Source organism: Duganella kummerowiae (assembly GCF_053572355.1).
Genome location: NZ_JBKFEH010000004.1, coordinates 204,353 through 217,238 on the forward strand (window position 1 = coordinate 204,353; position 12,886 = coordinate 217,238).

A 12,886-nucleotide genomic window follows, 5' to 3' on the forward strand; every position below is an offset into this window, starting at 1 on the left:
CCGTATTCATTTCAAGGGCAGCAGCGGCGCGCCGGTCACGGCCTGCAGCTCTTCGAAGGTCAGGCCGGGGGCCATTTCACGGACGGCCAAACCATCCCTGGTCACATCCAGCACCGCCAGGTCGGTGTAGATGCGGTTGACGCAGGCCACGCCGGTCAGCGGGTAGCTGCACTGGCGCACCACCTTGCTTTCTCCTGTCTTGGTCTGGTGGTCCATCATCACGTACACCTGCTTGGCGCCCAGGGCCAGGTCCATGGCGCCGCCCACGGCGGGGATGGCGTCCGGCGCGCCGGTGTGCCAGTTGGCCAGGTCGCCCTTTTCCGACACCTGGAAGGCGCCCAGCACGCACACGTCCAGGTGGCCGCCGCGCATCATGGCAAACGAGTCGCCGTGGTGGAAGTAGGCGCCGCCCACCAGCAGGGTGACCGGCTGCTTGCCGGCGTTGATCAGGTCGTCATCCTCCTCGCCGGGCGCCGGGGCCGGACCCATGCCCAGCAGGCCGTTCTCGCTGTGCAGGAATATCTCGCGGTCGGCCGGCAGGTAGTTGGCCACCTTGGTCGGCAGGCCGATGCCGAGATTGACGTAGGCGCCTTCGTGGATATCCTGCGCCACGCGCGCAGCGATCTGGTCGCGGGTATATCGTGTCATGCTCATGCTGCCTCCTGCACCACGCGTTGCACAAAGATGCCGGGGGTGATGATCGCTTCCGGATCGAGCTCGCCCAGCGCCACCACCTTGTTGACCTGGGCAATGGTGACCTTGGCCGCCATTGCCATGACGGGGCCGAAGTTGCGCGCGGTCTTGCGGTACACCAGGTTGCCCCAGCGGTCGCCGTGCAGCGCCTTGATCAATGCGAAGTCGGCGTGGATGGGCGACTCCAGCACATAGTGGCGGCCGTTGATGAGGCGGGTCTCCTTGCCCTCGGCCAGCAGGGTGCCGTAGCCGGTGGGGGTGAAGAAGCCGCCGATGCCGGCGCCGGCCGCGCGGATGCGCTCGGCCAGGTTGCCCTGCGGGGTCAGTTCCAGCTCGATCTCGCCGGCGCGGTACAGGGCGTCGAAGTGGTGCGAATCGGCCTGGCGCGGAAAGGAGCAGATAATCTTGCGCACGCGCTTGGCCTTGAGCAGCGCGGCCAGTCCGGCCTCCCCATTGCCGGCGTTGTTGTTGACGATGGTGAGCTCGCGCGCGCCGTGGTCGATCAGCGCGTCGATCAGCGCCGAGGGCATGCCCGCGTTGCCGAAGCCGCCAATCATGACGGTCGCGCCGTCATGGATGTCGGCCACGGCCTGCTCCATGGTTTCTATGGTTTTATCAATCATGATGTGTGCCTTGTCGTTGTTCTGTGCGATAATCGAACTAATGATTGATTACCGCACACACAGTGTAGCCACGCAGAGCTGGCGCGGTCAAGAAAAAAACAGCTATCGGAACAGTCCCTTGAATTAAAATCTCGCCATGCCCAAGAATCCCGCCTCCCCCAAGCAGCCGGCCGCAGCGGCCGAAGAACGCGAACCGACCATCGCCGAACAGATCGATGCGCTGACCGATCCCAGTTTCATGACCTCGCTGGCGCGCGGCCTGGCCGTGGTGCGCGCCTTCAGCGATTCGCGCAAGCCGCAGACCATCGCCCAGATCAGCCAGAAGACCGGCATCCCGCGCGCGGCCGTGCGGCGCTGCCTGCACACCCTGCGCATGCTGGGCTACGTGGACGCGGAGCTGAACAACTTCTCGCTGCGGCCCAAGGTGCTGACCCTGGGCTACTCCTACCTGTCCTCGACGCCGCTGACGGTGTCGGCCCAGCCCTACCTGAACAGCATCAGCCGCGAACTCAACGAATCGAGCTCGATGGCGGTGCTGGACGAGGGCGAGATCCTGTATGTGGCGCGCTCGGCGACCGCGCGCGTGATGTCGGTGGCGCTCAACACCGGCAGCCGTTTGCCGGCCTACTGCACTTCCATGGGCCGGGTGCTGCTGGCGCACTTGCCGCCGGACCAGCTGGAGCTGTACCTGGAGCGCACCAGGCTGCGTCCCATGACCGAGCACACCGTCACCTCCGCCAAGCGCCTGCGCGAGATCCTGGCCGGGGTGCGCCAGGCCGGCTACGCCGTCAACGACGAGGAACTGGAGCTGGGCCTGCGCTCGATCGCGGTGCCGGTGCGCGGCGCCTCGGGCGCCGTGCTGGCCGGGCTGAACGTGGGCGCCCAGGCGGCGCGCGTCAGCGTGGAACAGCTGGAAAAGGAATTCCTGCCGGTGCTGCTGCGCGGCGCCCAGGAGCTGTCAGTCTTGCTCCCCTAGGCGCCGCACCTGGGGCAGCTCGTCTGCTTAGAAGGTGTGGCGCAGGCCGGCCATGATGCCATTCTGCGATTTGCCCACACCCACGGTGCCGCCGGCGTCGAGGGCGATGGCCGACAGGCCGGCGTTCTTCATGCGCGCCACGCTGCCATAGACGGCGGTGCGCTTGGACAGGTAGTAGGTCAGGCGGCCCACCACCAGGGTGGCGTCGGCGTCGCTGTTCTTCACGTCGCGCTTGGACACCTGCGCATCCAGGGTCAGGAAGGGATTGATCGGATAGCTGGTGCCGAAGAAGTACAGGTCCGATTCGGTCAGGCCGGTGGAAGCGCGGGTGGTGCGGTCGATCACGCCGCCGGCCAGCTTGACGTCGTTGACCATGAAATAGCCGTTGAACACCACGCGCTTGTCGCTGTTGTTGCTGCTGGTCAGGCCGAAGGCGGCTCCGGTATTCCCGTACATCATATCGTAGGCCACGTTCACGCCCCAGGGCTTGGTCTCGTAGCCCAGCATACCGGTGTACTGGCGGCAGGCCTTGGAGTTGCCGGGCACCTCGCCCGGGCAGCCGGTGGCGGCCGGGCCGCCGGCCGACGAGGTGTCGCGGCCGAAGCTGTAGGTGGCGCCCACCACCACGTCATTGAAGTTGCCCAGGTAGCCGATGGCGTTGTCGCTGCGCGCGTTGGGCAGGTAGGCGTCGATGCTGCCGATGGCGAACAGGTGCGGGCCCATCACGTCCGACTTCAGGGTCGAGATATAGGTCATGTTGACCTGGCGGCCCAGGGTCAGGGTGCCGAACGAACCTTTCAGGCCCACGGTGGCCTGGCGGCCGAACAGGCGGTTGCCCTGCCCCATGCCGCCGCCGTCCAGGGTCAGGCCAGCTTCCAGGTTGAACAGGGCCTGCAGGCCGCCACCCAGGTCTTCCACGCCGCGGAAGCCCACACGCGAGGGGAAGGAACTGGTCAGGGAAGGCATCTTGGTGACGGAATCGCCGTTGGCGTTCACGTTGGTGACATACGCGACACCGGTGTCGACCAGGCCGTACACCGTCACCGAGCTCTGCGCCATTGCCGCCGATGCACCCATGCCAGCCACCAGCGCAGCCGCGCAGCGGATCGTATTCTTCATTGCTGTCTCCTAGTAGTTTTATAGTATGTGCGATAATCGAACAATGGGTTGTTAATCGCACATAAATTCGATACTATGAGTATCAGGCAGCCTTGTCAACCGAGGCGCTTGTTCACGACAGATAAAACCGGGAGACAACCATGCAAATGAAAAAATTTGTGGCGTTTGCCACACTGGCCGCCGCCGGCTGGGGCGCCATGCCGCTGGCCCAGGCCCAGGACACCATCAAGGTCGGCGTGATCGCCGCCTTCTCCGGCCCCTTCGCCGACTACGGCAAGCAGATGGAGGGGGGCATCAAGGCGTACATGGCGCAGCACGGCGCCAGCGTGGCCGGCAAGAAGGTGGAAATCATCATCAAGGACACCACCGGCCCCTCGCCGGAAATCGCCAAGCGCCTGGCGCAGGAACTGGTGGTGCGCGACAAGGTCGACTTCCTGGCCGGCTTCGGCCTGACGCCGGAAGCGCTGGCGGTGGCGCCCATCGCCGAGCAGGCCAAGAAGCCCATGATCATCATGAACGCGGCCACCTCGGTGATCACCACCAAGTCCAACTACATTGCGCGCTTCTCCATGACGCTGCCGCAGATTTCGGCGCCCATGGCCACCTGGGCGGTCAAGAACAAGATCAGGAAAGTGGTGACCCTGGTGGCCGACTACGGCCCGGGCATCGATGCGGAAAACGCCTTCAAGGCGGAGCTGGTCAAGGGCGGCGGCACGGTGACGGAAGCGATCCGCGTCCCGCTGCGCAATCCGGAGTTCGCGCCCTTCATCCAGCGCATCAAGGACGCCAGGCCGGACGCCGTGTTCATCTTCGTGCCGGCCGGCGAACAAAGCATCGCCTTCATGAAGGGCTACCGCGAGCGCGGCCTGGCCGAAGCCGGCATCAAGGTGATCGCCACCGGCGACCTGACCGACGACCACGTGCTGCCGGCCATGGGCGACGCCACCCTGGGCGTGATCACCACCTTCCACTATTCGGCGGCGCACAAGTCACCCGAGAACGCGGCCTTCCTGAAGAGCTTTGCGGCGGCCAACCCGAACGGCGGCCGCCCCAACTTCATGGCGGTGGGCGCCTATGACGGCATGGCCGCCATCTATGAAGTGGCGCGCAAGCTCAATGGCAAGATCGACGGCGACCAGGCCATGGCGGTGCTCAAGGGCCTGAAGCTGAACAGCCCGCGCGGCCCGATCAGCATCGACCCGGCCACGCGCGACATCGTGCAGACGGTCTATGTACGCAAGGTGGAAAAGGTCGGCAATGAACCCTACAACGTGGAGTTCGACCAGTTCGCCGAGCAAAAGGATCCGGGCAAATAATCCGGGCAAATAAGTTACCCAAGTAAGCTCAGGCCTGCGGCGCCGGCTGCCAGCACCAGCGCTGCACCATGGCCGTGAACTGGGCCGCCGTGAACGGCTTGCTCAGGTAGTCGTCCATGCCGGCCTCCAGGCAGCGCTGGCGGTCACCCTCGATGGCGCTGGCCGTCAGTGCGATCACCGGCACCCGCGCCCGGCCGCGTTCGAGCTCCAGTTCGCGCCAGCGGCGGCAGGCGTCGTAGCCGTTCATGACCGGCATCATGCAATCCATCAGCACCAGGTCGTACTCGCCCTGCTGCAGCGCCTCCAGCGCGGCGGCGCCATTGACGGCCTCCTCCACCACGCAGCCCAGGCGCTGCAGCAGCAGGCGCGCCAGCTGGCGGTTCATGTCGGTATCCTCCACCAGCAGCACGCGCCGGCCGCCGGCCGCCGGCGCGTGCGCCGTCATTTGCGCCGCCCTGGCGCTGGCACCCGTGCTGGTGCTGGTGGCGGCACTGGCGTGGTCGCTGGCGGGCACAGGCATGGCCGGAGCCAGCTGCGCCGGCAGCGAGAAGTGGAAGCGCGAACCGGCGCCGGGCGCGCTCTCCACGCCGATCTCGCCGCCCATGAGCTGCAGCAGGCGGCGGCAGATCGCCAGTCCCAGTCCGGTGCCGCCGTACTCCATGCCTATCTTGCCACTGGCCTGGGTAAACGGTTCGAACAGCAGCTGCTGGGCCTCGGGCGCGATGCCGATGCCGTTGTCGCTCACTTCGTAATGCAGGCGCCAGGCGCCGGCCCGGCTGCCTTCCGCGCTGGCCCGGAAGCGCAGCACCACCCTGCCGCTGGCGGTGAACTTGATCGCATTGCTGAGCAGGTTGCCCAGCACCTGGCGGATGCGCGCCGGGTCGCCCAGCACGGCGCCCGGGCCGGCCTGGGCTTCCAGCGCCAGTTCCAGTCCCTTGCGTCCGGCCGCCGCGCGGTGCAGCGCGGCAACCTGCTCCAGCTGTTCGGCCGGATCGAAGGCAACCGACTCCAGCGCCATGTGGCCGGACTCGATCTTGGAAAAATCCAGCACATCGTTAATGATGATCATCAGCTCGCCGATGCCGCGCTGGACATTCTGGGCGTAGCCGCGCTGCACCGGGTCCAGCGGGGTGTCCAGCATCAGCTCGGACATGCCGGCGATGGCGCCCATGGGCGTGCGGATCTCGTGGCTCATCATGGCCAGGAACTGCGACTTGGCCGCATTGGCGGCGTCGGCCTGGCGCTGCAGCGCCAGGGCCCGCTCGGCATCCTGTTCACGCCGCAGCAGCAGACGGTGCACCACCCAGAACGCCAGCAGCAGCGCGCACAGGCTGACCGCCGCCACCGAACCCAGCAGGCCCAGGTTGCGCCACCAGCCGGCCATCAGCAATTGCTCGTTGATGGTCGCGTTGATGATGAGGGGGTAGTCGCGCACCCGGCGCACGGCGCCCATGCGCACCACCGGCTTGCCCTCGGCGGCGCGCATGCCGTCAGCCATCAGCACGCCGTCCTGCTTGCCGGAGCTGATGACGGCAAAGGTGGTGCCATTGGTGACCTGGGTACCCATCAGGGCATCGGCGGCCGGATAGCGCGCCAGCAGGGTGTAGTCGTCACGGTACAGCGAGATGGCGGCGTGCTGCCCCAGGCTGACGCTCTCGAAGAAGCGCGAGAAGAAGTCGCACGACACGCCCACCAGCAGCACGCCGGCAAAGCCGCCATCCGCATGGTCCAGGCGCCGGCTCAGGTAGAAGGTCCACTTGCCGTTGCCCTTGTTGCGCACGGGCTTGCTCAGGTAGGGCGCGCGGCCGGGATGGTCGCGGTGGTACTGGAAATAATCGCGCTCGGCCAGGTTGATGGGCGGCGCCGGCCAGGACCGCGTGAAGTTGAGCACCCGGCCATCGGCCGCCACCACGGTCGCCACCTCGATCTGCGGCAGCCCGCTGATGGTGTCGCGCAGGACCCGGTTGAAGGCTTCCGACTCCAGTTCGCGCGGGGAGTCCACCCCGGCCACTGCCACGGCAATGGCGTCCAGTCCCTGCACGCTGGAGGCCATGGTCTGTGCCGTGCTCTCGGCCAGCACCAGCGACAGGTTGCCGAGGTCCTGGCGCCAATCCTCGATCTCGTGCTGGCGCAGGACCCAGGCCGCCACCGCCGTGGTCAGCGCCAGCAGCACCACCAGGGCCCCGCCCAGGATGGCGAGGGCCTGACGGGTGTTCAGGCGGCTCCAGTACGGACAGGCCGGGCTCACGCAGGCTCCCCGTGGTAATCCAGGCGGCTGCGCGCCACTTCCTGCATCACCTGCGCAAACAGTGGCTGCAGGGCCGGCGCCGGCGCCGGCGGCTGGCCGGCGCGCGCGGCGCGCTCGATCTGCAGCAGCAGCGCGCTCAGGCTGGCCGCGCCGACCAGCACCGTCATGCCCTTGAGCGAGTGGCTGGCGGCCGCCACCTCCATCAGGCGGCGACGCTCGAGGCCCGCGCACAGGCGCTCCATCAGCGGCGGCGCCGTTTCTAGAAAGGTCACGGCCAGCATCTGGAACGCGTCGCGGTCGGCAGCGGCGGCCTGCCACAGGACGGCGGGATCGATGGCGCCATAATTCATGCTGCCTCCTGGTGGAATTGATCGGGGGTGGGACCGGCCGCCGGCAAGGGCAGCTCGGCCACGAAACTGGCGCCCGGCTGGCCATCCTCCTCCAGCCACAGACGGCCACGCATGAGCGCCACCAGGTGCGTGGCGATCGCCAGACCCAGCCCGGCGCCATCGCGCGCCCGGGTTGGGGTATCGTCGGCCTGCTCGAAGCGCTGGAACAGGCGCGCCCGCAGCTCAGGGGGCACGCCGCTGCCTGTGTCGCTGACCTGGAAGCGCAGGTTGGGGCCGAAGCCGCGCGCCACCGACAGGCGCACGGCGCCACTGCCGGTGGCCTGCAGCGCATTGCGCAGCAGGATGTCGAGCAGGCGCTGCAGGCGGCGCTGGTCGCCCACAACCAGGTCCGGCAGCCCTTCCTGGACCAGCTGCTCCAATACCACCCCGCGCGCCGCCGCCTCGGCGCGGTAGGCGCCCAGCGCCTGCGTGACCAGGTCGCGCAGCGGCAGCGGGGCCGGCTCCAACCGCTCCCGGCCGGCCTCCAGGGCGCTCAGTTCCAGCACCGCCTCCACCAGGCGCAGCAGCCGCAAGCCGCTGCCGTGGATGGAGCCGGCGAATTCCCGCACGCGCGCGCTGCCGTCCATCTGCAGCAGCTCGGCGTAGCCCAGGATGCCGTTGAGCGGGGTGCGCAGTTCGTGCGACATATTGGCCAGGAAGCGCGACTTGGCCACGTTGGCCGTCACCGCCTGCTCACGGCTGCGCATCAGCCAGCCCACCCCGACGATCAGGCCGGTGCTGAACAGCAGGATCACGAGGGTGGCGCCCAGCGCCAGCGCCAGCGCAGTGCGGCGGGTGCCGTCCTGGGCCGCCGCGCGTTCCTCCAGGTCGATGCCGACCAGGGCGTACAGCGGATAGCCTTCCAGCTTCTGGAAGGCATACAGGCGTGGACGGCCGTCAACCGGACCGGGTTCGCTCATCAGGCCCTCGCCATCCTTGAGCATCGCCTGGAACAGCGCGCTGCTTTCGATGTGCTGCCCCATGCTGTCCTCGCTGCCGCGGCGGCGCACGCGCATCACGCCGTCGGCCCCGACCAGGGCGATGGTGCCCTGCTGGCCGACGTCGATGTCATGGTAGAGCCGGGTGAAATACTGCGGGTCCAGCGAAGCCACCACCACCCCGCCGTAGCCGCCGCCGGGCGCCGTGATGCGGCGCGTGAGCTGCAGCGACCAGCGTCCCGACACCCGGCCCAGCACCGGCTGGCTGATGTAAAGTCCCTCGGCGCGGCCCTCGCGGTGCACCCGCACGTGTTCGCGGTCACTCAGGTTGATGGGCTTGAACGGCTGCGTGGACAGCACCACGTCGCCATCCTGGTCGACGATGGTGAACAGATTGTAGATATCGCTGGGCCCCAGTCCGGCGCGCAGCTCGTCGACGATCTGTAGCTGCTTGCCGACCTGGGTGTAGCGGTGGCGCAGGAAGATCACGGCCTGGTCGGAGGCCTCCAGCGTGCGGCTGGCATGTTCGCTGAACAGGCGCACCAGGGTACGGGCGTCGCGCTCGGCGTCGGCGCGGCGCAAACGCTCGGCCCCGCCCAGCTGGGCCAGGGTCAGGGTCCAGACGCCGACCACCAGCAGCACGGCAAAACCGCCCAGCAACCAGCGCACATCGATCCGTCCATGTAAGGCCATCGCATCCTCCCGGGGGCGGCTGCTGCTGGGCCGGAATGGCCTGACGCCGCTAAGTCGCCATATTGCATCACTTTACGGCAGCAGTCAAATTTAACGGATTTGTTTTATTTGGTTCGTTGTGCCCTGACCACTTGGGCGCAGCAGGCCCGCACATACCCGCGCAATTCATCGAAATTGACGGGCTTGGAAAAATACACCACCCCGTCCGGCACCCCGCCGCGCTGGTCCAGCTCGTGCTGCTCCATGCCGGACACGATGGCCACGTGGGTGGCGCGCAGCTGCGGATCGGCCAAAATGGTGCGCACCACTTCATAGCCGTCTATGCCCTCCATCATGATGTCGGCCAGCAGCAGGTCGGGCGGGCGGCGCGCGATTTCCATCAGGGCCTGGTAGCCGTTATCGCAAAAAGCCAGCTGCAGCGGCAGGTTCCAGGATGCGAACTGGCGCTGGTGGACGGCGCGCTGCAGGGGATTATCCTCCACCACCAGCACGCGCGGGAGCTCATCGCCGCGCGCTGGGGCCTGCGCCGGCGGCGGGGCTGGCATCGCATGGGCGGCCGCCGGCGCGGCAGGCGAGGCGCGATAGGCCAGCACCGCCTGCAGCGGAATGCGGCGGTGCCCGCCGCGCGTCTTCCAGGCCGGGAGTTCGCCGCTCTCCACCAGCTGCTGAACTGACGACACCGAGATGCCGAGCAGCTCGGCCGCCCGCTGGGTGGTGCATACCTCGTCCTGCGCTGTCGCCGCTTGCTTGCCTGTCACTTTTCCCCCACAACGTAATTAACGATTAAATTGATTTTACCAATTTAAACAAATGGGCGCTATAATTGCGCCAAAGAAACAAGATCGCCTGGCCTTATTATGCCGCCCCAGCCTGTTGGCCGCCAAGCGCCATCACCAACCGTGAAGGAATTATCATGAATATCCGACAGATGAGGATATCGCACCAGCTGGCGCTGGGCTTTGGCGTCGTCCTCGCACTGCTGCTGGCGCTGGCGGCGCTGGCCTCGCACCAGGTGCGCACGCTGGACCAGAGCATCGATACGCTGGTCAACAACCGCGCCGCCAAGATCGCTGTCATGCATGAAATCAAGGACGCGGTCCAGAACAGCTCCATCGCGCTCACCTCCCTGGGCATGCACCATGACCCGGCCGAGCAGGCCCAGGCCAGGCAGCGGCTGGAGCACTATTCGGCGCTGGTGGTCGAGCGCCTGCAGCAGCTGGACCGCAGCTTGCATCTGCCGCGCTCGCGCGCCCTGCTGGAGCAGGTGCGCCAGCACCGCGCCTCCTACCTGGAACTGCGCCAGCATTATCTCTCGCTGCTGTCGGAAGACCGCGACCAGGACGCCTTGCGCCTGTTGCTGGGACCATTGAACGCCGCCCTGCTGGCCTACCTCGACGGGATGCAGCAGATGATCGCGCTGCAAGGCCAGTTGATGCATGAAACCGCCGAACAGGCCGACGTCCTGGGCGACCAGACCATGATGATGATCGAGGCCGGCGCCCTGGCCGCGCTGCTGGCCGGCGCCGCAGCGGCCCGCTACATCACGCGGGGCATCACCAGGCCGCTGGAGCAGGCGGTTCATGTCGCCACACAGGTGGCTGCCGGGGACTTGAGCACGCGGGCGCACGGCAGCGGCAGCGTGGAAATCCGCCAGCTGCTGGTAGCGCTCGACCAGATGTCCGCCACCCTGCGCCAGATGGTGGGCCGCATCCAGGAGGGCAGCATCAGCATCGCGGGCGCGGCGGGCCAGATCGCCGCCGGCAACCTGGACCTGTCGCGGCGCACCGAACAGCAGGCCGCGGCGCTGGAGGAAACTGCCGTCGCCATGGAGGAGCTGACCGCCACCGTGCGCGACAACACTGGCCACGCTACCGCCGCGCAGGGCCTGGCCGGCACCGCCCATCACGCGGCCCGCGACGGCGCGCAGGTGATGCACAGACTGGTCGAACGCATGGGCGCCATCGGCAGCGTATCGCAGCGCATCGGCGACATCACCGGCATGATAGACAGTATCGCGTTCCAGACCAACCTGCTGGCGCTGAACGCCGCCGTGGAAGCAGCCCGTGCCGGTGAGCAGGGACGCGGCTTCGGCGTAGTCGCCAGCGAGGTACGGGTGCTGGCGCAGCGCGCGGCGGCGGCGGCAAAGGAAATCCGCTCCCTGATCGGCCTCTCGGCCGCCGAGGTGGACGCCGGTGGCGCCCTGGCGCGCGAAGCAGGCGGCGGCATGCACGCCATCCTGGAACGGGTCGAACAGCTGGCCGGGGCCGTGGACCAGATCCTGCTGGCTGGCCAGGAGCAGCGCGCCAGCATAGAGCAGATTGCAGACACCATCAGCAGCATGGACCAGATCACCCAGCACAACGCGGCCCTGGTGGAAGAGGCGGCGGCAGCCGCCAACGCCCTGCACGAGCAAGCCAGCGACCTCAAGCAGGCCGCCGCCATCTTCCGCCTCGGTCCTCCGCGGGCCAGGCAGGCCCAGTTCATCGCCACCGGTGCCCGGCTGGCGCTGGCTTCATAACGCCCACAGGAACACGCCATGCACATCCTGATCATCGACGACGACCGCTCCAACACCGCCCTGTTCAGCCACATGCTGGAAATGCTGGACGGCGTCACTCCGCATGCCATGCACAGCGCGCAGGAGGCGCTGCTATGGTGCCGCGACAACGAGCCCGACCTGATACTGGTCGACTACATGATGCCCGGCATGGACGGCCTGGATTTCCTGCGCGCCTTCCGCGAACTGCCGGTGCGCGCCGCCGTGCCGGTGGTGATGGTGACCGCCGACGTGCAGCACGCCGTGCGCCACGAGGCGCTGCGCCGGGGCGCCAACGACTTTCTCACCAAGCCGCTCAACTTCGTCGAACTCAATGCCCGGGTCGGCAACCTGCTGGCCCTGCGCCGCGCCCAGCTGCAGCTGGCCGAGCGCGCCGAGACCCTGGCCGAAGCCGTGCGCAAGGCCACCGAAGCCATCGCGGCGCGTGAACGGGAAGCCATCTACCGCTTGTCGCGCGCGGCCGAATTCCGCGATCCCGACACCGGCAGCCACCTGCTGCGCATGGCCGCCTACTCGGCCCTGATCGCGCTGCACCTGGGCCTGCCGGAGGAGCAGTGCGTGGCCATCCACGACGCCGCGCCCATGCACGACATCGGCAAGCTGGGCATCCCGGACGCCATCCTGCTCAAGCCGGGCCGCCTCAGCGTGGCCGAAATGGAAACCATGCGCAGCCACCCGCGCCTGGGCGCCTCCATCCTGGCCGACAGCGAATCGCCGCTGCTGCAGCTGGGCGCCGTGATCGCGCTGACCCACCACGAACGCTACGACGGACAAGGCTATCCGGACGGCCTGGCCGGCACCGCCATCCCCCTGCCCGGCCGCATCGTGGCCGTGGCGGACGTGTATGACGCCCTGACCAGCCAGCGGCCCTACAAGCAGGCGTGGACCCATGAACAGGCGCGCGAGGCCATCGAACAGCAAAGCGGCGGGCACTTCGACCCGGCCTGCGTGGAAGCGCTGTTCCGCGACCCCGCCGCGCTGGAAGAGATCCGCAGCAGGCTGCGGGATGACGATAGCGACCAAACCAAGGAGATAAGATGACCACCGCCACCACCCGCCGTCCACATGCGCTGCTGGACGCCGCCATGACCCAATTGAACCTGAAGAACGACGCCGCGCTGGCGCGCGAACTGTCCATCACGGCGCCGCGCCTGTCCAAGATCCGCAACGGCCACCTGCCGGTCAACGCCGACCTGCTGCTGCGCATCCACGAGCGCTGCGAGGTGCCGGTGGCAACCCTGCGCCGGCTGCTGGAGCCGCAAGCCGGCTACGCCCGCCCGGCGCCGCAGGGCTGCAGCGCCGCGCCCTGACACGCAGCACGCAGCACGCAGCAC

At 67.8% G+C, this 12,886-nt stretch carries 12 protein-coding genes; 5 read left to right on the forward strand and 7 right to left on the reverse strand.

Going from position 1 to position 12,886, the window contains the following annotated elements:
• Positions 1-6: 6 nt before the first annotated feature.
• Together ACLB1G_RS04270 and ACLB1G_RS04275 are read right to left on the reverse strand one after the other, a co-directional pair.
• Positions 7-648, reverse strand: a complete 642-nt coding sequence (locus ACLB1G_RS04270) for a CoA transferase subunit B (RefSeq protein WP_491626028.1) — start codon at positions 646-648, stop codon at positions 7-9.
• A gap of 2 nt (positions 649-650) precedes the next feature.
• A complete protein-coding gene (locus tag ACLB1G_RS04275; RefSeq protein WP_491625946.1) occupies positions 651-1,316 on the reverse strand; it encodes a 3-oxoacid CoA-transferase subunit A in 666 nt (221 codons plus the stop codon).
• A gap of 136 nt (positions 1,317-1,452) precedes the next feature.
• Between ACLB1G_RS04275 and ACLB1G_RS04280 the strand changes: the two genes are divergently transcribed.
• The gene (locus tag ACLB1G_RS04280; protein WP_491625947.1) at positions 1,453-2,292 is read left to right on the forward strand and encodes an IclR family transcriptional regulator domain-containing protein; all 840 of its coding nucleotides are present in this window, start codon (positions 1,453-1,455) and stop codon (positions 2,290-2,292) included.
• A 27-nt stretch (positions 2,293-2,319) separates the two neighbouring features.
• Here ACLB1G_RS04280 and ACLB1G_RS04285 read toward each other — a convergent pair whose 3' ends face one another.
• On the reverse strand, positions 2,320-3,411 hold the full coding sequence (locus tag ACLB1G_RS04285; RefSeq protein ID WP_491625948.1) for a porin: 1,092 nt from the start codon (positions 3,409-3,411) through the stop codon (positions 2,320-2,322).
• A gap of 140 nt (positions 3,412-3,551) precedes the next feature.
• Between ACLB1G_RS04285 and ACLB1G_RS04290 the strand changes: the two genes are divergently transcribed.
• Entirely contained in the window at positions 3,552-4,727 is a 1,176-nt protein-coding gene (locus ACLB1G_RS04290; RefSeq protein WP_491625949.1) for an ABC transporter substrate-binding protein, read from the forward strand.
• Positions 4,728-4,755: 28 nt separating this feature from the next.
• On the opposite strand, the gene ACLB1G_RS04295 is transcribed toward ACLB1G_RS04290, so the two are convergent.
• The 4 genes from ACLB1G_RS04295 to ACLB1G_RS04310 form a co-directional block, all read right to left on the reverse strand.
• Complete coding sequence (locus ACLB1G_RS04295) at positions 4,756-6,975, reverse strand: hybrid sensor histidine kinase/response regulator (protein ID WP_491625950.1); 2,220 nt, start codon at positions 6,973-6,975, stop codon at positions 4,756-4,758.
• The gene (locus ACLB1G_RS04300) at positions 6,972-7,325 is read right to left on the reverse strand and encodes an Hpt domain-containing protein (protein ID WP_491625951.1); all 354 of its coding nucleotides are present in this window, start codon (positions 7,323-7,325) and stop codon (positions 6,972-6,974) included. Before ACLB1G_RS04300 ends, ACLB1G_RS04295 begins: the two co-directional genes overlap by 4 nt.
• Complete coding sequence (locus ACLB1G_RS04305; RefSeq protein ID WP_491625952.1) at positions 7,322-8,995, reverse strand: sensor histidine kinase; 1,674 nt, start codon at positions 8,993-8,995, stop codon at positions 7,322-7,324. The genes ACLB1G_RS04300 and ACLB1G_RS04305 overlap by 4 nt, the downstream gene beginning before the upstream one ends.
• A gap of 104 nt (positions 8,996-9,099) precedes the next feature.
• Positions 9,100-9,753 (reverse strand): response regulator, encoded by a 654-nt coding sequence (locus tag ACLB1G_RS04310; RefSeq protein WP_491625953.1) that lies wholly within the window; start codon positions 9,751-9,753, stop codon positions 9,100-9,102.
• Positions 9,754-9,908: 155 nt separating this feature from the next.
• Here ACLB1G_RS04310 and ACLB1G_RS04315 point away from each other — a divergent pair, with 155 nt between their 5' ends.
• The 3 genes from ACLB1G_RS04315 to ACLB1G_RS04325 are packed head-to-tail and all read left to right on the forward strand — an operon-like array spanning position 9,909 to position 12,862.
• Positions 9,909-11,513 (forward strand): methyl-accepting chemotaxis protein, encoded by a 1,605-nt coding sequence (locus ACLB1G_RS04315; RefSeq protein WP_491625954.1) that lies wholly within the window; start codon positions 9,909-9,911, stop codon positions 11,511-11,513.
• Positions 11,514-11,531: 18 nt separating this feature from the next.
• Positions 11,532-12,593, forward strand: coding sequence for an HD-GYP domain-containing protein (locus ACLB1G_RS04320; protein ID WP_491625955.1), 1,062 nt, complete (start codon positions 11,532-11,534; stop codon positions 12,591-12,593).
• Positions 12,590-12,862 (forward strand): helix-turn-helix domain-containing protein, encoded by a 273-nt coding sequence (locus tag ACLB1G_RS04325; RefSeq protein WP_491625956.1) that lies wholly within the window; start codon positions 12,590-12,592, stop codon positions 12,860-12,862. Before ACLB1G_RS04320 ends, ACLB1G_RS04325 begins: the two co-directional genes overlap by 4 nt.
• Positions 12,863-12,886 lie beyond the last annotated feature (24 nt).

Bases quoted from the DNA above. Each gene is read 5' to 3' on its own strand.
- ACLB1G_RS04280 (WP_491625947.1), top strand. From the start codon at position 1,453: ATGCCCAAGAATCCCGCCTCCCCCAAGCAGCCGGCCGCAGCGGCCGAA.
- ACLB1G_RS04325 (WP_491625956.1), top strand. From the start codon at position 12,590: ATGACCACCGCCACCACCCGCCGTCCACATGCGCTGCTGGACGCCGCC.
- ACLB1G_RS04300 (WP_491625951.1), bottom strand. From the start codon at position 7,325: ATGAATTATGGCGCCATCGATCCCGCCGTCCTGTGGCAGGCCGCCGCT.
- ACLB1G_RS04270 (WP_491626028.1), bottom strand. From the start codon at position 648: ATGACACGATATACCCGCGACCAGATCGCTGCGCGCGTGGCGCAGGAT.
- ACLB1G_RS04275 (WP_491625946.1), bottom strand. From the start codon at position 1,316: ATGATTGATAAAACCATAGAAACCATGGAGCAGGCCGTGGCCGACATC.
- ACLB1G_RS04285 (WP_491625948.1), bottom strand. From the start codon at position 3,411: ATGAAGAATACGATCCGCTGCGCGGCTGCGCTGGTGGCTGGCATGGGT.
- ACLB1G_RS04315 (WP_491625954.1), top strand. From the start codon at position 9,909: ATGAATATCCGACAGATGAGGATATCGCACCAGCTGGCGCTGGGCTTT.
- ACLB1G_RS04290 (WP_491625949.1), top strand. From the start codon at position 3,552: ATGCAAATGAAAAAATTTGTGGCGTTTGCCACACTGGCCGCCGCCGGC.
- ACLB1G_RS04305 (WP_491625952.1), bottom strand. From the start codon at position 8,995: ATGGCCTTACATGGACGGATCGATGTGCGCTGGTTGCTGGGCGGTTTT.
- ACLB1G_RS04320 (WP_491625955.1), top strand. From the start codon at position 11,532: ATGCACATCCTGATCATCGACGACGACCGCTCCAACACCGCCCTGTTC.